General features: G+C 52.8%; 19 protein-coding genes. 13 read left to right on the top strand and 6 right to left on the bottom strand.

Annotated features, from left to right (window positions below):
• Positions 1-633: LacI family DNA-binding transcriptional regulator (locus OS190_RS14085; RefSeq protein WP_267159356.1), on the bottom strand; the 633-nt coding region annotated here is incomplete at its 3' end.
• Between the two features lie 274 nt (positions 634-907).
• Between OS190_RS14085 and OS190_RS14080 the strand changes: the two genes are divergently transcribed.
• Complete coding sequence (locus OS190_RS14080) at positions 908-1306, top strand: RidA family protein (RefSeq protein WP_267159355.1); 399 nt, start codon at positions 908-910, stop codon at positions 1304-1306.
• Here the strand turns inward: OS190_RS14080 and OS190_RS14075 are convergent.
• Together OS190_RS14075 and OS190_RS14070 are read right to left on the bottom strand one after the other, a co-directional pair.
• Entirely contained in the window at positions 1303-2436 is a 1134-nt protein-coding gene (locus OS190_RS14075; RefSeq protein ID WP_267159354.1) for an aminotransferase class V-fold PLP-dependent enzyme, read from the bottom strand. The genes OS190_RS14080 and OS190_RS14075 overlap by 4 nt on opposite strands.
• Positions 2437-2451: 15 nt before the next feature.
• The gene (locus tag OS190_RS14070) at positions 2452-3894 is read right to left on the bottom strand and encodes an aminotransferase class V-fold PLP-dependent enzyme (protein WP_416237411.1); all 1443 of its coding nucleotides are present in this window, start codon (positions 3892-3894) and stop codon (positions 2452-2454) included.
• A 143-nt stretch (positions 3895-4037) separates the two neighbouring features.
• Between OS190_RS14070 and OS190_RS14065 the strand changes: the two genes are divergently transcribed.
• The gene (locus OS190_RS14065; RefSeq protein ID WP_267159361.1) at positions 4038-4499 is read left to right on the top strand and encodes an Lrp/AsnC family transcriptional regulator; all 462 of its coding nucleotides are present in this window, start codon (positions 4038-4040) and stop codon (positions 4497-4499) included.
• A 39-nt stretch (positions 4500-4538) separates the two neighbouring features.
• Here the strand turns inward: OS190_RS14065 and OS190_RS14060 are convergent, their stop codons facing one another.
• Genes OS190_RS14060 through OS190_RS14050 form a run of 3 tightly spaced genes read right to left on the bottom strand, consistent with a single transcriptional unit; the run spans position 4539 to position 6121 of the window.
• Positions 4539-5078 (bottom strand): redoxin domain-containing protein, encoded by a 540-nt coding sequence (locus OS190_RS14060; RefSeq protein WP_267159352.1) that lies wholly within the window; start codon positions 5076-5078, stop codon positions 4539-4541.
• Positions 5075-5308: a hexameric tyrosine-coordinated heme protein gene (locus OS190_RS14055; protein ID WP_267159351.1), complete on the bottom strand. Its 234-nt coding sequence runs from the start codon at positions 5306-5308 to the stop codon at positions 5075-5077. The genes OS190_RS14060 and OS190_RS14055 overlap by 4 nt, the downstream gene beginning before the upstream one ends.
• 54 nt (positions 5309-5362) lie before the next feature.
• Positions 5363-6121 carry a hypothetical protein gene (locus OS190_RS14050; RefSeq protein WP_267159350.1) on the bottom strand — a complete coding sequence of 253 codons (759 nt, stop codon included), beginning with the start codon at positions 6119-6121 and terminating at the stop codon, positions 5363-5365.
• Positions 6122-6178: 57 nt separating this feature from the next.
• Here OS190_RS14050 and OS190_RS14045 point away from each other — a divergent pair, with 57 nt between their 5' ends.
• The 11 genes from OS190_RS14045 to OS190_RS13995 all read left to right on the top strand — a co-directional run bounded on the left by OS190_RS14045 (position 6179) and on the right by OS190_RS13995 (position 18106).
• Positions 6179-6757 carry a MarR family winged helix-turn-helix transcriptional regulator gene (locus OS190_RS14045; RefSeq protein WP_323370717.1) on the top strand — a complete coding sequence of 193 codons (579 nt, stop codon included), beginning with the start codon at positions 6179-6181 and terminating at the stop codon, positions 6755-6757.
• 223 nt (positions 6758-6980) lie between these two features.
• A complete protein-coding gene (gene dctP, locus OS190_RS14040) occupies positions 6981-7991 on the top strand; it encodes a TRAP transporter substrate-binding protein DctP (protein ID WP_267159348.1) in 1011 nt (336 codons plus the stop codon).
• Positions 7992-8089: 98 nt separating this feature from the next.
• Complete coding sequence (locus OS190_RS14035) at positions 8090-8632, top strand: TRAP transporter small permease (protein WP_267159347.1); 543 nt, start codon at positions 8090-8092, stop codon at positions 8630-8632.
• Complete coding sequence (locus OS190_RS14030) at positions 8632-9924, top strand: TRAP transporter large permease (RefSeq protein WP_267159346.1); 1293 nt, start codon at positions 8632-8634, stop codon at positions 9922-9924. Before OS190_RS14035 ends, OS190_RS14030 begins: the two co-directional genes overlap by 1 nt.
• 16 nt (positions 9925-9940) lie before the next feature.
• Positions 9941-10345 (top strand): OsmC family protein, encoded by a 405-nt coding sequence (locus OS190_RS14025; RefSeq protein ID WP_267159345.1) that lies wholly within the window; start codon positions 9941-9943, stop codon positions 10343-10345.
• Between the two features lie 48 nt (positions 10346-10393).
• Complete coding sequence (locus OS190_RS14020; RefSeq protein ID WP_267159344.1) at positions 10394-11599, top strand: cytochrome P450; 1206 nt, start codon at positions 10394-10396, stop codon at positions 11597-11599.
• Between the two features lie 418 nt (positions 11600-12017).
• Entirely contained in the window at positions 12018-12674 is a 657-nt protein-coding gene (locus OS190_RS14015; protein WP_267159343.1) for a hypothetical protein, read from the top strand.
• Between the two features lie 168 nt (positions 12675-12842).
• Positions 12843-14399, top strand: coding sequence for a phosphate ABC transporter substrate-binding/OmpA family protein (locus OS190_RS14010; RefSeq protein WP_267159342.1), 1557 nt, complete (start codon positions 12843-12845; stop codon positions 14397-14399).
• Positions 14400-14495: 96 nt separating this feature from the next.
• Positions 14496-15527 carry a type 2 periplasmic-binding domain-containing protein gene (locus OS190_RS14005; RefSeq protein WP_267159341.1) on the top strand — a complete coding sequence of 344 codons (1032 nt, stop codon included), beginning with the start codon at positions 14496-14498 and terminating at the stop codon, positions 15525-15527.
• Positions 15524-16678: a TRAP transporter substrate-binding protein gene (locus OS190_RS14000; protein ID WP_267159340.1), complete on the top strand. Its 1155-nt coding sequence runs from the start codon at positions 15524-15526 to the stop codon at positions 16676-16678. The genes OS190_RS14005 and OS190_RS14000 overlap by 4 nt, the downstream gene beginning before the upstream one ends.
• Positions 16679-17068: 390 nt before the next feature.
• Positions 17069-18106: a PstS family phosphate ABC transporter substrate-binding protein gene (locus tag OS190_RS13995; protein ID WP_267159339.1), complete on the top strand. Its 1038-nt coding sequence runs from the start codon at positions 17069-17071 to the stop codon at positions 18104-18106.
• The last annotated feature ends 17 nt before the right edge of the window (positions 18107-18123 follow it).

Here is an 18123-nt window from a genome sequence, read left to right as displayed (position 1 = left end):
CCGTTCCATCGCGTTAAAATTGACCCGCGGCATTGCCAGAAATACAGGTGGTCCGCCGACTCTTGCCAAGTATTCAGTAATCAAACCTGTGCTTTGAACGTGGTTGGTGCCAATAAAGTCAACCGTAGACATGGTTTGGGGCCGTGAATCCACAAGTACAAAGGGCAGCCGTGAACGGAGACGTTCATGCACATTCAGATCACTGTGATTGCCCAGAGGTGCCACCAATGCACCATCGACATTCATTGCCATGAAGGTTTCGGCAGCGCGGGCTTCGATCGCCGGGTCAGAGTGAGAGCATTGCGTCATGACGGTGTAGCCTGCTTCCATCGCGGCCCGTTCAATGGCTTCTAGCAGACGGGTGAAGAACAGGTCGTTCAGATAAGGAATGATCACACCAATCATCCCGGTCGATTTCCGGTTCATGCGGGTGGCAAAGAAATTCGGAACGTATTCAACCTGATCAAGGCCTTGTTGGATGCGTGCCCGTGAGGTGCGGCTGACAAGTTCGGGGTTTTGAAAGTAGCGCGAAAGGGTGGGCCGCGAGACTCCGATAGCAGCCGACAATTGCTCCATTGTGTCGATCCGCGGCTTCGTGTCCGAACTGCCCTTGGGGTTGTCTTCCCGGCTCATACGGTAAACTCCATGTAAAATTCCTATTCCTATTTTAACGCATGGTAAAATAATTGAAATAACTCTGTCAAATTTACAAGGCGAGAAAATGAGATGCAGAGTAAACCATCGCAAGTCGAATGTACCTTCAATCAGGGCATCATGATTTGTACAGAGTTGTTGATCAACCCGATGCGCGTGGCGTGCCAGAATGTTCGCTCATGCGTTGGATCGTGACAGCCTGAGTCTGGACGCTTACTGTGGCTAGGAGAGTAGTGTTTTAGTCAGATAGGATATGCAGTTGGAAAAACCGGAATTCATTGAAAAACCGGGGCAGGGTGACCCCAGACCTTTCAGCCGTGTTTGCAAGGCTGGTGGGATGGTTTATGTTTCGGGGCATAGTGCGCCTCATAACCCGGATGCCGGGATCTATCGGGGAGATACACCAGCCGAGGAAGTGCGCAACGCTCTTACCTATATCAAGACGCTGCTGGAGCAAGCGGGCAGTGACATCGACCATGTCGTTCAGGTGACCATGCTGATTACCGATCCCGCCGATTATCATGCGTTGAATGCCGAATATATAAAACACTTTCCCAACGGGTTGCCAGCGCGCCATACTGCAAGGTTCGGTGTGCCAACACAGGCGCGTGTTGGTTTCGCCTGTATCGCAATGGCAGCGAAGGGCAACTAGAGCGCGTTCAGGAAGCGGTCAATCTCGGTTTCGGTGTTGAAGAAATTGGGGCTGACACGCAAGGATCCGTGGCGTAACGAAAGCTGCACATTGGCCTTTTGCAAAGTGTCAAAGATTGCTTTGTTCGCACCATCGTCACCGGCGGTGAACGCCACGATCGCAGAGCGCTCTTGAGGGTGGGCAACGGGAGTGAGAATGCGCTGTTTGGTGTCCTTCAGCCCCGTTATGATCCGATCGGTCAATGCACGGTTGCGCGTGGCGATGTTGTCGATACCTATTTCAGCAAGCAACGCGAGCCCCGCTGCCCAACCATGCATCAGCGTATAGGCGATGGTTCCAGTTTCATAGCGACGCGCATCTTGGTGAAAATCCAGCTCGGTAAAGCTGTGTTTGGCTGCAAACATCCCCGGCGATACCGGTGCTATCCGGTCTTGTGCACGTTGGTTGACGTACATGAACCCGGTGCCTGCCAATCCCATCAACCATTTGAATCCGCCGCAACATAACACATCAATGCCGTCGTCGATGACATTCATGACGTTCGCGCCCGCACATTGCGTGCCGTCTACAACCAATAGGGCATCGTGGGCCTGTGCCAATTTGGCAAATTCCCTGAGATCGGCGCGAAACCCTGTGTCAAAACGGACCGCAGTAACGGAAATGACACGCGTTCGATCATCTACTTGCGCTGCCATGGCTTCTGGTGAAACGCGGTTATCCGCTGCGGGTGGCACGGTTCGGGTTTCAACGCCCTGCGTGGAGAGATTGAACCATGGAAATGTGCTGTTCCAATGCTCGCCTGCTGGCAAGACCACGTTGTCGCCAGCTTGCCAAGACATCCCCGCAGCAACTGTGCTGATGCCTGTGCCGGTGCTGGTGGTTATGGCATAATCATTAGGTCGTCCCCCCAACAATCCTGAGAGCAAACGGCGCAAGGGTTCGCGTACTTCGGGGCGCGCATCGGTTTCGGTGGATGCCCAATCCAGATATTGGTCAAGCGCCGCACGGCTGCGCAGGTTCAGGGGCGATTGTGCGGCGTTTAACAAATAAGTGCTGTTCTGCGTAACAGGATACAATCCACGAATGGTTTCTAAATCACGGTCCAGGCTCAATGGGTTGCTAGGGGTCATCCTGAGGCACCTCGTTCAACGTGCATTGGTGAACTGGTCAGAGGCATCCGAATTCAGGCTTTCCGAGGGACGGAAGATCGCAGTGGCCGGATCGCATGTATAAGCAAGCGCCTGTTCGACTGCAGAGTCGGCAAGCTCCAGAACCGAAGAGATTATCGCATCGACTTGCTCATCCGAGGCAAGGAAACTGAAGTTCAGGCGTATGAATCCGGGCTTTTCGATTTCATTGCCAGAAAGGATTTCGTTGCGCATTGCATCCGAGGTGTTTTGGTCAATTCCGAGAACGCGGTGCACATAGGGGCCGGCACAGGCACAACCACCCCGCGCCTGAATGCCGTAACAGTCAGAAAGCAGACGTGTTGCCAGTTGCTGATGAACGAAGCCGCCCTTGCCATCACGCAGTCGGAACGAAAAGATCGGAAGCCGTTCACATTCGGTATTGCCAAGGATTTCGATGTTTGGATGCGCGGCCCAGGCCTTCATTCCCTTGGCCAGGTTTTCGCGGTTGCGACGATCGATGTATTCCTGAGTGATGACGTCTTTGACGATAAAGCACAATGCTGCCCGCAGGTCTCCAATGACATTGGGTGTGCCTGCTTCTTCACGCGCTTCGACATTGTTGGAATAATCATGCGCTGTGGGCGATACAAAACGTACGGTTCCGCCGCCCGACAACGAAGGGGTCTTGGCCTTGATGACGCCATGCCGCAGGATAAGAACGCCCGTACTTTGAGGGCCGCCAACAAACTTGTGGGGTGAGATCACAACGGCATCGATCAAGGCATCGTCTGCAGGACAAAGGTCGATCGGAAGATAGGGCGCTCCACCGGCGTAGTCCCAGATTGCCAGTGCACCGGCAGCCTTGAGCATGCGGGTGACAGCGGCAATATCGGTGACGATGCCCGTCACATTCGATGCTGCCGAAAAGGCCCCGATTACTGGTCGATCTTTTACTTTGGCCAATGTCGCAGCAAGGGTCCGCATACAGGGGCCGCCCTCTGCAGCTTCTTGCACCTCGATCACTTCTGCCCCGCTTTCACGCCAGGGAAGGATATTGGAATGATGTTCATATGGGCCGATCAAAACCACGGGTGATTGCCCTGCTGCGACCATCTCTTTCAATCCAATCAAATGGACGATTCGGTTAATACCCGCAGTCGCCCCGGAACCTGTAAAGATAACAGCGTGCTCGCCCGTAGCGTTGACCTGTTCACGGATCACATCACGTGCCTGTCGCCGCAACCGAGTCATGATGCCACCGACATAGGATGCCTCCGTGTGGCTGTTTGCATAATAGGGCAGCAGTTCGGTCAGGACAAAATCCTCTATTTGGCGCAATGCCCGCCCCGAGGCGACATAATCGGCATAAATAAGAGGTTTTTTCCCAAATGGGCCGTCAACTGTTGTGTGATGGCCGATCAAACCGTTCGCAAGGTCGCCCACAATGTCATCGGACATCAGGGTTTCGCGGAATTGAACGAATAGGTTTTGCTGGTCTGTTGCAGTCACGGATAGGGCCTTTCGCGTTTTTTGGTAATGTACCCTCGTGCGGATCAATTTTTTCACTTGTTTTTGCCTTTTGGGCGTATATTTTGGGTCATATGATTGAAGTTGATACATTGGACCGGAAAATCTTAAGCGTGTTGCAGCGCGATGGGTCTCTGTCCCAACGCGATGTTGCGGCTGAAGTCGGCCTTTCGCAGAACGCCTGCTGGCGACGAGTTAAACGTCTGCGCGAAGTTGGCGTGATCGAAGGTTATTCCGCCAAGCTGAACGCGAAAAAGGTTGGTTTGGAGCTGACCGTATTTGTGATGATCCGTACGCGGCAGCACAATGAAACCTGGATGCGTCATTTCCGCACCCATGTTGCGACCATTCCAGAGATTGTCGATGTCCATCGTATCGGTGGGGATTGGGATTACCTTATCAAGGTCGTCACGAACTCGATGTCTGGATATGACAAGGTCTATCAGCAACTTACATCAAAGTTGGACCTCGAAACGGTCACGGGGTTGTTCGCTATGGAGACCATATTGGAAAACAGACCGCTGCACCTGCCATGAGTTTTGGCTTTTGCGGTCCGTTCTGTTCGCCAATTCGTTTTATATCGTGCAACCTGCTGGTGTGCATCCAGCGTCTGATGTTTTGTCATGCCCGGATTTTTCGACAGCATTGCCTTGTGCGATCAATGTGGCGATCTCCGCACCGATCTGCATGGGGGAAACCTCGCCATAGTGATGGGCGCGCAATTTGCCCTTTGAGTCGATGATCAGCAAGCTGGGCGTGCCACGCATCCCGTAGGTTGCCATCGTCAAAGGAATATCCGTTGGACCGGCCGCATCAATGGCAACTGGAAAAGTGATCCGATATTCGTGCAGGAACGCCCGCAGTGATATGGGCCCCATGGCGTCATGGTGTTCAAATACGGTGTGTAATCCGATGACCGCAACATTTTCAGGTGAAAATGTGCGTTGAATCGTTTGTGCCAGCGGTATGCCGTGAATGACGCAGCCCGGGCACAGCATCTGAAAGGCTTCGATCACGACGACTTTCCCGCGCAGATCGGCAAGCGTCAGGTCTTTGTCGGTGTTCAGCCACCCCGAAACCTGAAGGTCGGGCGCAACATCGGTAGATGTGTTCATGTATCTCTCCAATAATTATTGGCTGCTGCCACTGTTTGGAAATGGGTTGCAGTCACGGCGGAGACCGCGATCAAAGCATTGGCGTCTTTTTCATAAACCTTGCGCAATTCATCGCGTGTCGTTGCATCCGGCTGGGTCAATTTGACAGCGACACGTGACAATTTGACGGCCAGAGCGAAACCTTCTTCGGGTGTTGCAGTGAGGAGGCTTGGGAGCCAAGATTCTGACATGGTGTTTCCTTTCATGGCGGTGGTGCCGCGCAGTTGCGCGACACCTATTTGAGCTTAGTTGAGTTTGCCTGGCAGGCTCAAGTCACCGGACGCGACATCAAAGACATCCGTGACACACAAAAGCGGTGCGTGGATGTTGGCGTTGACCCGCAACGCGGCAGTCACGCCGTCATAGCTGATGTTCTCCAAAGCGACATCGCTGGAAAAACCGACAGTAACCTTGATTTCGGGGCCGTCAAACAATGGCGTAAAGCCGGGGCTATCAAGAAAGATGGGCAGCCCTGGCCATGTCGCGGGCATGCGCGGTGTTTCCCCTTCGGGAATATCACGCACGGCCAGCGCACCTGCGCCGCAAGCTTCAGTCGGAGTGAGTACGACCCAATGACTGTGCCAGATAAGACCGTCGTTGGTTGGGTCTCCATCACGATTTTCATCGACAAGCGGAGTGTCATCAAAATCCGGGTGGCTGGTTGCGGCGAGGGCAAGAATGCCTGTTTTGCCTTCAAAGCCTACGGCGGCGGGATCCAGTGAAGTCGGCCAAACATAGGATTGCACGGGTGCGCCCCCCAATGCACCTGCCGGGTCGGGTGTTTCGGCGCCAGCAATGCCGTTTGTTGTCATATGGAAGGTGACTTGATTTCCGTTGCGATGTGCATGGGCTGCCAAAATATCGAAGGCCGCTACAGCGGCTTCGTTCGCATCAGAGAGGACCGCACCATCCTGGTTGATCGCGTGGTCTGCATGATTTCCGTCGGCAAATGCGGTTGTCGCGATGAGGGAAAAGGCGACAGTTGAAAGGGTTTTCTTAATCATGGGCTTGTCCTTTGTCAGATTGCCCGTCCTGTTTAGTAGTGAGTCGCTATTATTGCAATGCTCATTTTGAGTCGCTATCAAGTAGACATGGATACAAGAGATCAAATTCGTGCGCTCATCACGCGCCTCGCACGCCTCGAAGCGGCCGGGGGGTGGACGCAGGACCTCAACCCGGCGCAGCGAACCGCGCTAGAGTATTTGGCACGGGCAAACAGGTTTTCGCGTTCGCCTTCTCAAGTGGCTGATTTTCTGGGCACTACTAGAGGTACGGCATCGCAAACCCTTAAGGCGTTGATGCGTAAAGGTCTGGTGAGAGAAGAAGCGAGCGGCTCTGACAAGCGTTCAATCAGCTATCAGGTAACCGATGCGGGGCTCGTTCAGTTGAATGCGCCTTCGCTTTTGGGCAGATCGCTTGAAGAATTACCGGGAGATACCTTGCCGGATCTAGCCGAAACACTGAGATCACTTTTGGCCACTGCTGCCGACCTTCACGGTGCAAGACCATTTGGTGTGTGCAAGGAGTGTCAGCATTTCAGATCTCGAAAGCACGGGGGGCATTGCGCGTTATTGCAATTGTCGCTTTTGCAGCATGAAACTGGACAGATTTGTCATGAACAGCAGCCAGGGCATCGATGATTAGAATCGGAGCAAAAAATTCGCGATTCTGGTATTCTACCACAGGTTGGTGAAAAGCCAAAGCTGACTGGTCGAATTTTTTGGCAGTCTTCGAAAAAGTGCAAAAATCTACCACAAAGACCTTGACGTTGTGGTCAAATACTCAGCTATTTCACGAATAGTCTAAATTTTAGGTGAAATAATTGCTCATCTTGCTTGTAACCTCATCAAAGGAGGATCTAAAATGAAAAAACTCATCCAAACACTTGCCTTTGGCGCAACCGCTTTGGGCATGGTCGCAACTTCTGCGGCTTCAGAAGAATGGCGCTTTAATAACTTTTTGCCGGCCACGCGGCCGGAATCCGCAGAACTGGAAAAATTCGTGGATGAAGTTAACGCCGGACTAAGCGGCGAAGACAAACTTACGATTTACAGTGGTGGGTCACTGGGTTTGCCAAATACAGACACATTGCGTTTCCTGCCCAAGGGTGCAGTTGAGATGAGCCTAATGTGGGCCAACTATCTGGGTCGTGATGCACCGGCGCTGAGTTCCGTGGTTGTCCAGGGAACCATCGGATCAATCGAAGAATTCGAAAAGGCAATCCCGACAGTTCGCGAAATCTACGAAGAGGAATTCGCTGATTGGGGTGTTTCTTCGGTTGGCTATGTTGCCATCCCGATGTTGTCGGTTTCTGTATTCTGCCGGGAAGAGCCTGTACGCACAATTGAGGATCTGAAGTCCAAGAAGTTGCGTGTCTGGGCGCGCGATCAGGTTGAAACCTTCACACGTCTTGGTGTCGCAGCACAGATTATTCCGCAGGAAGAAATGTATGTGGCGATGAAGACCGGTGTCGTGGATTGTGCCCTTTATCCGGCGCTCTATGCACATACCGTTTCGTTGCAGGAAGTGGCCAAATATGCTTCTTTCCTTTACCCGATGGCATCGGGTCCCTACGTGATCGGTGTGTCCACCGAAAAATGGGAGGCGACGGACGAGGCCACCAAAGAAACGATCACTAAAGCCGCCGCGGATTTGTGGGATCGTACGAACCAGTATGAGGACGATTTCAAACGTGAATTGGAAGCACGCGAGAAGTTGAGCGAACAAGGGGTGGTCTGGGGCGAAGACTTTTCTCAGGAAGACCGCGACCTCTTTGTTTCGTCGGTGACCGAAACCTGGAAAATGCTCGCAGAAGAAGCTGGTGGCAACGCACCGGCCTATCGTGAACGCGTTCTCACCGCGTTGGGCCGCTGATCCGATGATGATACGGATTGTGAAACACTTGACCGCCCAAGGCAAAGCGCCAGCATTCCGTGAAGGCCGCCGTGCTGTTTCGGGTATCGTTTCCTAAGATGGCACGAGCATTAAAAAATCTGATCGCGCAAGGGCTGGACCGCCTGGCCCTTGCATGCGCCGTAGCTTCTGCCTTGGGTATGGTTGCCATCGTTGGCGTCATTGTGACCAGCGTATTGATGCGCAAGTTCGCAAATACGCCTCTACACATCACTGAAGAGGTCGTAGGGCTTTTGCTTAGCGTTTCGCTGTTCCTGGGATTGCCGATGGTAACTTTGCGAGCCAAACATGTGCGGGTTTCGCTGTTGGCGGATTTGTGCAAAGGCAAGGTAGACATTATCATGCAGATTGCCGCTCTGCTGGTTGGCATCGCGTTTTTCGTCTGGCTGATCGTGGAAACGATCCCATGGTTCGAATTTGCTTTCAAACGCAATCTAAAGACTGAAACAGTTCGCATCCTGCTCTATCCATGGATGGCAGCGATGCCGATCTCTCTTGCGCTGACGGCGCTGATTTATGTGGCGCGACTCCTGGGTATTATTGATCGCGTCGACGCCAGTGCGGCAGGCAAAGAACAAAAAAATACGGGCGAGGTTTCCTGATGAGTTTCTGGACTGTTCTCATTGGCGGTATCCTTGCGACCGCCGGTACCGGTGTGGCACTTGGGGCTGCACTTGGCCTTACCGGGCTTGTGATCCTTCACTTTTTTTCAAACGGCGCTACCTCATTGGCCGTGGACGCCATTTGGAGTGTGTTCAATTCATTCACCCTGAGTGCGGTACCGATGTTCATCCTGCTGGGTGAAATTCTGCTGCGCAGCGGTATTAGTGAAAAGGCCTACTCCGCTTTCTCTCCGCTCTTTCGTCGTATCCCCGGTGGCTTGCTGCATACGAATATTGCCGTCTGTACGTTGTTCGGGGCCGTCAGCGGGTCCAGCCTGTCAACGGCCGCAACTGTCGGCTCTGTCGCCTATCCCGAGATGTCAAAACGTGGATATGACAAGGATACGATTGTTGGCAGTATCGCAGGCGGCGGCACCTTGGGTCTGCTCATCCCGCCAAGCCTTTCTTTCTTGATCTACGGTGCCCTTACGGAAACTTCCATTGGACGCCTGTTCGCTGCGGGTATCATCCCCGGATTTCTGGTTGGATTGATGTTCATGGGCTACCTTTTTGTCAAAAGTGTACGCAATCCGGCCATTGCACCACGTGATGACAATCCGGTTTCGCTATGGCAGGCCTTGGCCAGATTCAAACAGATCTGGCCCTTACTGGCTCTGATCTTTGCTGTAATTGGCAGTATCGTAGCAGGTATCGCAACCCCAACTGAATCTGCGGCCGTTGGCGTCGTGCTGGCGATATTTGTCTCATCAGTCTGGGGCGATCTGACATTGGCAAAGCTTGTTGAGGCGGTTTATCAATCAGTTCTGCTGTTTGCTGCCGTCGGCTTTCTGGTTCTGGGTGCAACGATCCTTGCCAAATCGACCAGTATTCTGGGCGTGCCACAGCAAATTCTCCAGATTGTCGCTGAAAGCGGGATGACCACCTATAGTGTGCTGTTGGTCGTGGTGCTATTCTATCTGATACTGGGTTGCTTTTTTGATGGTCTGTCACTGATGATCATGACCCTGCCTGTTGTGTTTCCGCTGCTGACAGGCCTCGGGTTTGATCCGATCTGGATCGGGGTCATCATCACGATCGTCATCGAAATCGGACAGATCACGCCTCCTGTGGGTCTTAATCTGTCGGTGTTGACGACATTGACCAACAACGAGGTAAGCCTTGGTCGTGTTGCCATCGCGACGGTTCCCTATTGGCTGATACACTTGTTCGCGATCCTGCTTTTGACGGTGTTTCCGGTTCTCGCACTCTTCCTTCCCAACCTTTTGTTCTGAAAAGGAACCTGAATTTATGGCTTTGAAAGTCAAACCCAAAAGTTTCGGACCTGTTTTTGTGCTTTTTGACGGCAGTCCAGAATTGCAATACGCCTATGGCGACGTGAACGATACCAGCCCCCACCCACCTGGTGGCACACCGGTAGACACGATGATCGCTTCGCTGGGGTCCTGTATCGTGCGTTCCGTGGAATGGGCCGCAAACCAGAGCAAAGCGCAGTTAAACCCATTTCAAGTCAGGGTTGTTGGCATTAAATCCACTGAATTGCCCGGCCGTATCGAAAAGGCCGAGATTACCATAATTGGGAATCTGGTCGACGAGGAGGTGCAGGCACTCAACATCCTGAAACAGGCCAAGGCGATTTGCACTGTATCCAATTCTCTGAATACGACAGTTGAAATCAACATTCAGGCGATGTGATTGGCAGCGACCTTTCTCCAGAAAGCGGCCAGAAACAGGAGCGGACGGGTGAGCATAAACCCCCAGGTGGAACGTGAGGTTCCAGTCAATTCAGACATAACAATTGACATGTTGGACAGAGATCCTGCCGCCGTTTACAAACGCCTGCGGCAGGATACACCTGTGGTGCGTATCGGTGCGATTAACCGCATTGTTCTGACCAAGGCCGATGATGTCTATCTGGCCAAGACAGACACCCGCCATTTCCATTCTTCCGATGAAAAAACGGCCATGCAACGTGCCTTTGGCGGGCACACCTTGATGCGCAAGGACGGAGCCGCGCATATCCGGGAACGCGAGGCCATGACCGCCACATTTCATGCCCGGCACATGTGCGCGACATGGCAGGCCATGTTTCAATCCATTGCAGTATCCATTGTTTCTTCGCTTCCGGCGGAAGGCTCTGTTGATCTGTTTCACCACCTGGCCGCACCGTTGTCGGCGCTGTATCTGCAAAAGGTATTGGGGATCGAACCCAACAGCAAAGATCAGTTGTTCGAATGGGCAGGCGCGCTGATCACCGGCGCGATGAACGCAGGCTTTGATCCTGCTGTCTTTGCGACCAGTGATCATGCCAATGCTGAAATGAATCTTTGCATGGATCGCATGATTGAACACCACCAGGAACACCCCAATCCTTCGGTTCTTTCCATAATGGCCAATGCGCCCGAGCCGCTTTCGCTGAGTCAGATACGTACCAATATGAAGATTTGCATCGGCGGCGCAGTTATCGAAAGCCGCGATGCGATTTTGACCACAATTCTCGGACTTTTGCAGAATCCGGATCAATTGCGTTATTGCATTGAATCCGGGCGCTGGGACCTGGCCTGTGAAGAGGGTCTGCGCTGGTGCGCACCAATCCAAGCAAGCCCGCGTATCGTTGCCCGAGATATGGCGCTGCGCGGTGTTACCTTGCCCGCCGGTGAAACCGTTATGGTGATCCAGGGTTCTGCCAATTATGACGAAGATTATTGGCAGGATCCGCATGTATTCGACATCGGCCGTCAACCCATTGCCAACCATACTTTTGGCGCAGGCACGCACCGTTGTCTGGGGGCTGACATGTATCGCCTTCTGGTCAGCAAGGCACTGCTGCCGCTTCTGTTTGACCGTTTCCCGTGCATGACCGTTGATTCCACACAGCCTGTGGAGTTTCGCGGTTTTGTATTCCGTGGCCCAACTTCTCTCGCGGTCAGGCTTAATGAGACTGAATAAAAGACGCTAATTCTTCAGAATAGATTGCATGGGAAATCATAGATATGCCTCTCGGCAAAGCGCCACTCTCTACCTGGGAAAAAAGAATCCGAATGGGCGGTTGTGAAAGGGCATTTTAGCTTTGACCGACAAACTTTCCTATGCTTAATTCTGGGCGCACATACTACATGTAGTTAATTTGCGAATCGCAGAGCCAAGACCATGTGTGGTTGTCTTTGGGGGGGAGATGCCATGAACACGCAGTCGATGCGTGTCGTCTTGTTGTACATGATCGCTACAATTGATCGCAAACGAAATGCGACGCGGCATCAATGTTCAACTACTTGACCAGTTTATTTTCCCAAAATCCTACCCCGATTTCTGCATTACGCGGGGCTAACTTGACCGAGGCCAGGAACGACAAAATGAGAACTGAAAAATGATGGGTTCGACCGATATATATGGCAGACCACGAACGCGACAAATGGGTCTATTTCAGATATTTGCTGTTGGTTGTGGGGCCTTCGTTGTCGGGATCAGTCTGACATTCGGTTATTTGCAATGGAAGATGCAGCAGGGGCAGCTTGCCCAGCTCGCCCAAACCATTGAAGAGCTGCAACTGGCCAATCAGAATAATCAAAATGAAATTGTCACGCGCAGTGCAAACATAGAGCTGACAACAGTTGCACCTCTTGTGGCGGATCAATCCTCCGCTGCGCTAAGGCCGCTGACGCCTACGGACAGTAAAACCCTGGATACGCTTGTCCAACAGGCCGCAAAGCCTGAACCAATCCCACAGAAAATGGTGGCAGACAAAGCCCGCTTTCAAACGCTGGCGATGGCTATTCAAGGCGTCAACCAACTCACGAATATTGCGAAGACCGGAAATTATGTTCTAAGCGAAATTCCGGATGCCTTGACCGGCAAAACGTTGGTTGTCTTTCCGGATCATGCCAAGGATCAAGAGCGGGTGGTGCGACTTTTGGAAGTTGCCGCTGCGGACGGCATGATACCTTATGATGAAACCGCACGACGGCCGGATGGTTCGTTTGATGGCCACGCAATTCTTACAGAGCTGATGCAAAGCGCGTTGTGAACGATTTCCCTGACGATATAGATCTGGCAGTCGCTCCCGTGCAAGCGGCTCAACACGCTTCTTCATGGCAGATGTTGAAACACATCAAAACCGGAACCATACCAAAGCTTCGATCTTTACGGGTTCCCGCGCTCGACATTTTGCCTCACTAGAAATGGATTTCTTCGAATGAACCTATTGAAACAAAATATGGTCCTGGCGTTTTTATTGACGCTGATGCCCTCTGCAGTTTTGGCAGATCAGGTCACGATTTCCAGTCCAGATGGCGTGACATCCATTGCTGGTGAACTGATGTCATTTGACGATGAAACTTATGTGTTGTCGACAAGCATTGGTGAATTGCGTCTTTCACGCGCCTGGACTGTCTGCACGGGGCAGGCATGCCCGGACGTCGCAAAGGAACTCGAACTTGCGATTTCAACGAACGAAATCGACGCCTCCGGACTATTGCGCGATTTGATTGACGGGTTTGTTGGCACCCGGAACCTTTCGGGGACATCAACCTCTGATGGCGGTGATACCGGTGTTCATATCGATCTGAAGGATAAATCAACCGAGGATAACGCAGGCAGTGTCGATGTATCTATCCAGCCTTTCGATGCGGGATTTACGCAGTTAAGCGATGGTACCATTGACATGTACCTGTCAACGAGCCGCGTCCCGGACGCAATTGCCGAGCAAAAGGTCGCAGCCGGTCAGGTTGATTTACGCGACGGCGAACGTGAACGCGTTATTGCGCTGGATGCCTTGGTGCCCGTTGTGCACCCGGACAATCCAATTCGTTCTGTATCGCTTGATGCGCTGGCGCAGATCGCAGCGGGCAGGATCAAGAACTGGTCAGAGCTGGGTGGTCCAGACGCCGCAATTCGTATGGTGCTGCCGGCCGCAGGGTCCCATCTGGATCAGGCTTTCTCCGAACTGGTTCTCGAGCCTAATCGCGTCCGTCTACGCAGTAATGTTGAGAGGTCCGAGAGTGAAACCCAGGCCGCTGCTGACGTGGCTGCTGACCTGGCTGCAATCACAGTTACCAGCCTATCAGGGCGCGGCAGTGCCGAGGTGCTGCCCATCCGTCAATCTTGCGGCCCGCTGGCCTATGCGAGTGACTTTGCCATCAAGGCCGAGGAATATCCCTTGAGCCTACGTGTCTACGCTTATACTGCGGAAGACAGCCAAACACCGTTCAAGGCCGATTTTCTTGACTATATGTCGTCACCCGATGGGCAATCCCTGATTGAGGCAACGGGCTATGTTGGTCAGAAAATCGTGACGCAGCCAGTCAGTCTGCAAGGCACGCGGATGGCATCGGCGCTTTTGTCGGCGGACACCACTGAAACGCTGGCGTTGTTGAAGAACTTTGCCCGTGATCTGGGGGCGGCGGACAGGCTGTCGACAACCTTCCGTTTCAGTTCTGCTTCTTCAGACCTTGACACAAAATCGCAAGCTGATGTCGAGCGTATGGTTAGCTACCTGAATAATGCTGACGTAAGAAACCGGGATATTCTTGTAATTGGTTTTTCTGACGATGTCGGGCGTTTTGATTTGAATGAACGACTTGCCATGTTGCGGGCGACAAGTGTGCGTGATGCACTGGTTGCCGCGCCCGGAGGAACCGAATTGGCCGAGCGCATTACAATATCAGCTTATGGCCCACTTGCGCCGGTTGGATGTAACGACTCTTCCAAAGGACGTGAAAGCAACCGACGCGTTGAAATCTGGATTCGGTGAATTATTGCGGATGAGAAAACGGCCCGGCCAGTCAAAAACAATTCGCGTATTGAACCACCCAACACAGTTCTACACGCAGCTAAGGAATGACGTGATATGAAACGCAGAACATTTTTGGGCTCAGGTTTGGGTGTTACTACTGTCGCGGCGGTCCCTGCTGTGGCCCAGGACAGCTTGTCATTTTCGTTGGTTACCGATCGTGCAGCGGCTGCGACAACATTGGCTGCACGTATGGCGGCAATGTCTGACGGGCGGATCATCTTTGAAGTTAAGGCCGCAGGGACCGAAGCAGCCCCTGGATTTCTGGACAGTGTTGCGTCGGGCGAAGCTGATTTGTTTCTGACCTCGCAAGACGCATTTGTCGCGCGCAACCCGGCTTTTGGCCTGTTTTCATCAATGCCGGGCGGCATGAGCGCAAGCGAGTTGGAAAGTTGGATCATGGTCGCCGACGGGCGGATGATGTGGGACGCGCTGGGTGAGGAATTCGGTATCAAGAGCTTCTCTGCCGGGGACGACGGGGCGATGCCTCTTTGGTCCCGAGAGCCTATTAATGGTTTGGCCGATCTATCTTCCGGGCCTGTCGGTTCAACAGGTCTAGGCCTCCAACTGTTAAATGAACTGGGTATCGGCGATGTTGTTGATGTCATGTCAGGGCTGGATTTCAAAAATCTGGTGGCTTTTGATGGCTTCACTCCATCCCAGATGGCGGCATCCGGTTTGCTATCCAGCTTTCCTCACATGACAACGCCAAATGCAGGCCGGCCATCTGCGACGCTTGGTGTCGGTATCAATCTGTCACGTTGGACGGCTTTGCCGGAAGCAGACCAGTTCCTGATTGAACGCTGCATTATGGCTGAACATGGCACACAACGTGCATTGGCCCTGCACAACAACGTCTTGGCACTCAACGAAAATGCATCGGTCATTATTGAACATGAGACAGCCCAAGATGTTTGGGATGCTCAAATTGCTGGGGCCAATGCCATTCTGTCGAAAATGTTTGATGCGGGTGATCTGGCCGCTGATGCTGCTGATGCCTATCTTTATTTCATTAACGATGTCGCAGGCTGGAGCGCAATCGGTGAAACCGCCTATTTTCTGGGCCGCAAGGAGGCGCTTTCGCAGTGACCCATAAATCAGAACTTAAAACCAGATTGAACAAACCAACTCATATCGACAGGATTTCACGGCGCCGGGCGCTGTTGGCGGGAGGCGCGGCGCTGACCGGTGGGGTTGCCCTCGCGGCACCTGCCCTTTCGCAGGGGGGCAGTCGGACAATCCGGATGGCAACGTCCTGGCCGCCAAATCTCGGGGGGCTTGCGGAGAGTGCGGGAAGGGTAGCAGCGGGGATCACTTCGGGCAGCAATGGTCGTCTGAACGTCGAAATTCATACCGCAGGGCAGCTTGTTCCACCACTAGGTGTCCACGATGCTGCCGGGGCAGGTGAAATCGAAATGTACCACTCGGCTGAATATTACTTTCAGGCAAAACACCGTGGATTGAACTTCTTTGCGACCGTTCCGCTTGGGTTGACTTCCGTAGAACAGGCGGCCTGGCTGCGATTTGGTGGCGGACAGGAACTTTGGGATGAATTGAACGCCGGCTTTGGTGTCAAATCGATGGCGGTGGGCGGCACCGGCGTTCAAATGGGTGGCTGGTTCAATAAGGAAATCAAAAGCATCGATGATTTCAAAGGCTTGAGAATGCGGATGCCGGGCCTTGGTGCGCAGGTGATCACCGAACTGGGTGCTTCCGCGGTTTCATTGCCTGGCGGTGGAATCGTCGATGCGCTTTTTGATGGTACGATTGATGCGACTGAATGGGTCGGCCCTTACAATGATCTGCAATTTGGGTTCCAGAAATTACTGACGACCTATATTTATCCCGGCTTCCATGAACCGGGCACAATGGCTTCCGTTGGCTTTAACCTCGATTTCTGGAACAGTCTTTCCGCCGCGGACAAAGCCATGATTTCTGGAATTGTCGATGCAGAATTGACTTATCAAACCGCTGATTTTTACGGAAACAATGGCCTTTCGCTTGTTCAGTTGCTAAAAGAGTTCGGGACCAAGCCAACCAAACTACCAGAGGATGTCTGGGCTGAACTGGCACGGGTTTCCTTTGAAGTGACGGCAAGTGTCGCCAAAGACGACGATATGGGACGGCGCATTGTCGAAAGCTATGATGCCTATCGTGCCGTGATCGGTAGTGCAGGACCGGCAAGTCAGGCCGAATATCTGGCAAAACGCGGCGCAACAAACCTTTTTGCGGATGTATGATCTGATCTGAGATCTGGTCCTTGAGGCGATCCAGAGTGGCGCCAGAGATCTGGTCCCTTACATGGTTCCTGTGCCGACCTTTTGAAACACGCATGAATGCGTAATGTATGCTGCGCCTTGGGCGAGAGAGCTTGTCTGATCCTTCGTCAATTTCTCTGTTTCCTGAAAACATCTCCGGGTTGGTGAAGGGCGTGTCTGCTCTGTGGCACGACATGTCATGCCCGTCAGCCACAATCTCATATCAAACCTATGCGGTGGAAAGACACGGGTATCGGGTCAATCGACGCGTAACAAAACCGTAACAAAACCTTTGCACAACCGTCACAGAATCTCGGTAGTCCGACCGCAGTGGCCAGCAGTTACGGCCCAATCAGTTAATCAGGAGATATCATGTCCATTCGCAACTATGCCGTTTCGGCACTGGCCCTTATTGCCGTATCCGCATCTATGGCTGCCGCCCGTGACGAAATCCGGATTGTAGGATCGTCCACCGTTTTTCCATATACACAAGCCGTTGCTGAACAATTCGCCAACAATACCGGTGCGCCGTCCCCGATTGTTGAATCTACCGGGACCGGCGGAGGCATGAAGATTTTTTGCGGCGGCATCGGCGAACAGCATCCTGATCTGACGGGTGCCTCTCGAGCCATGAAACCTTCGGAATACGAATTGTGCCAGACCAACGGTGTGACAGAAATCACCGAAGCTCTGATCGGTTTTGACGGATTGTCCATGGCCATTTCGCGGCAGAATGAATTTGCATGGGATCTGACGTTGTCCGAGATTTATCTTGGACTGGCAGCCCAGGTTCCGGTTGACGGCAAGTGGGCTGATAACCCCTACAAGATGTGGAATGAAATCAACCCAGATCTGCCAGCGGTTGAAATCCTTGCCTACGGGCCGCCGCCAACTTCAGGGACCCGCGATGCATGGGTTGAGCTGGCCATGCATGCAGGTTGTGAACATCTCGAATTTGTACGGTCATCCGGTTTCGAAAGTGATTGGGTTAAAGAAAACTGTTCGCGGATGCGCACAGACGGGCCGTTTGTTGAAGCAGGTGAGAACGACAACTTGATTGTTCAGCGCCTCGAAGCGGATGCAAACGCGCTGGGTATCTTCGGCTATTCCTTCCTCTATGAAAACCTGGACAAGTTGAAGGGTGTGATGATCGAAGGTGTAGAGCCGAAGATGGAAACAATTGCTGACAAATCCTACCCCGTTTCGCGTCCCTTGTATTTCTATGTCAAGAATGCCCATCGCGGCGTTATTCCCAACCTCAATGAATTTATCGAAGAGTATATGTCGGATGACGCATTGGAAGCTGGTGGGTATTTGGCGGAACGTGGGCTTGTTGCCCTCGAAGAAAAACGGCGGATGAAGCTTCAAGACACTGTTTTGAACGCAACTGCGATGACGCCTCCGGAATAATGTCCCTTCTCATACTG

The organism is Sulfitobacter sp. F26204 (genome assembly GCF_026410305.1).
GTDB lineage: Bacteria > Pseudomonadota > Alphaproteobacteria > Rhodobacterales > Rhodobacteraceae > Sulfitobacter.
This window is presented reverse-complemented; position numbering and strand designations above follow the sequence as displayed.

Bases quoted from the DNA above. Each gene is read 5' to 3' on its own strand.
- OS190_RS14080 (WP_267159355.1), top strand. From the start codon at position 908: ATGCAGTTGGAAAAACCGGAATTCATTGAAAAACCGGGGCAGGGTGAC.
- OS190_RS14075 (WP_267159354.1), bottom strand. From the start codon at position 2,436: ATGACCCCTAGCAACCCATTGAGCCTGGACCGTGATTTAGAAACCATT.
- OS190_RS14070 (WP_416237411.1), bottom strand. From the start codon at position 3,894: ATGTCCGATGACATTGTGGGCGACCTTGCGAACGGTTTGATCGGCCAT.
- OS190_RS14065 (WP_267159361.1), top strand. From the start codon at position 4,038: ATGATTGAAGTTGATACATTGGACCGGAAAATCTTAAGCGTGTTGCAG.
- OS190_RS14060 (WP_267159352.1), bottom strand. From the start codon at position 5,078: ATGAACACATCTACCGATGTTGCGCCCGACCTTCAGGTTTCGGGGTGG.
- OS190_RS14055 (WP_267159351.1), bottom strand. From the start codon at position 5,308: ATGTCAGAATCTTGGCTCCCAAGCCTCCTCACTGCAACACCCGAAGAA.
- OS190_RS14050 (WP_267159350.1), bottom strand. From the start codon at position 6,121: ATGATTAAGAAAACCCTTTCAACTGTCGCCTTTTCCCTCATCGCGACA.
- OS190_RS14045 (WP_323370717.1), top strand. From the start codon at position 6,179: ATGCTCATTTTGAGTCGCTATCAAGTAGACATGGATACAAGAGATCAA.
- dctP (WP_267159348.1), top strand. From the start codon at position 6,981: ATGAAAAAACTCATCCAAACACTTGCCTTTGGCGCAACCGCTTTGGGC.
- OS190_RS14035 (WP_267159347.1), top strand. From the start codon at position 8,090: ATGGCACGAGCATTAAAAAATCTGATCGCGCAAGGGCTGGACCGCCTG.
- OS190_RS14030 (WP_267159346.1), top strand. From the start codon at position 8,632: ATGAGTTTCTGGACTGTTCTCATTGGCGGTATCCTTGCGACCGCCGGT.
- OS190_RS14025 (WP_267159345.1), top strand. From the start codon at position 9,941: ATGGCTTTGAAAGTCAAACCCAAAAGTTTCGGACCTGTTTTTGTGCTT.
- OS190_RS14015 (WP_267159343.1), top strand. From the start codon at position 12,018: ATGATGGGTTCGACCGATATATATGGCAGACCACGAACGCGACAAATG.
- OS190_RS14010 (WP_267159342.1), top strand. From the start codon at position 12,843: ATGAACCTATTGAAACAAAATATGGTCCTGGCGTTTTTATTGACGCTG.
- OS190_RS14005 (WP_267159341.1), top strand. From the start codon at position 14,496: ATGAAACGCAGAACATTTTTGGGCTCAGGTTTGGGTGTTACTACTGTC.
- OS190_RS13995 (WP_267159339.1), top strand. From the start codon at position 17,069: ATGTCCATTCGCAACTATGCCGTTTCGGCACTGGCCCTTATTGCCGTA.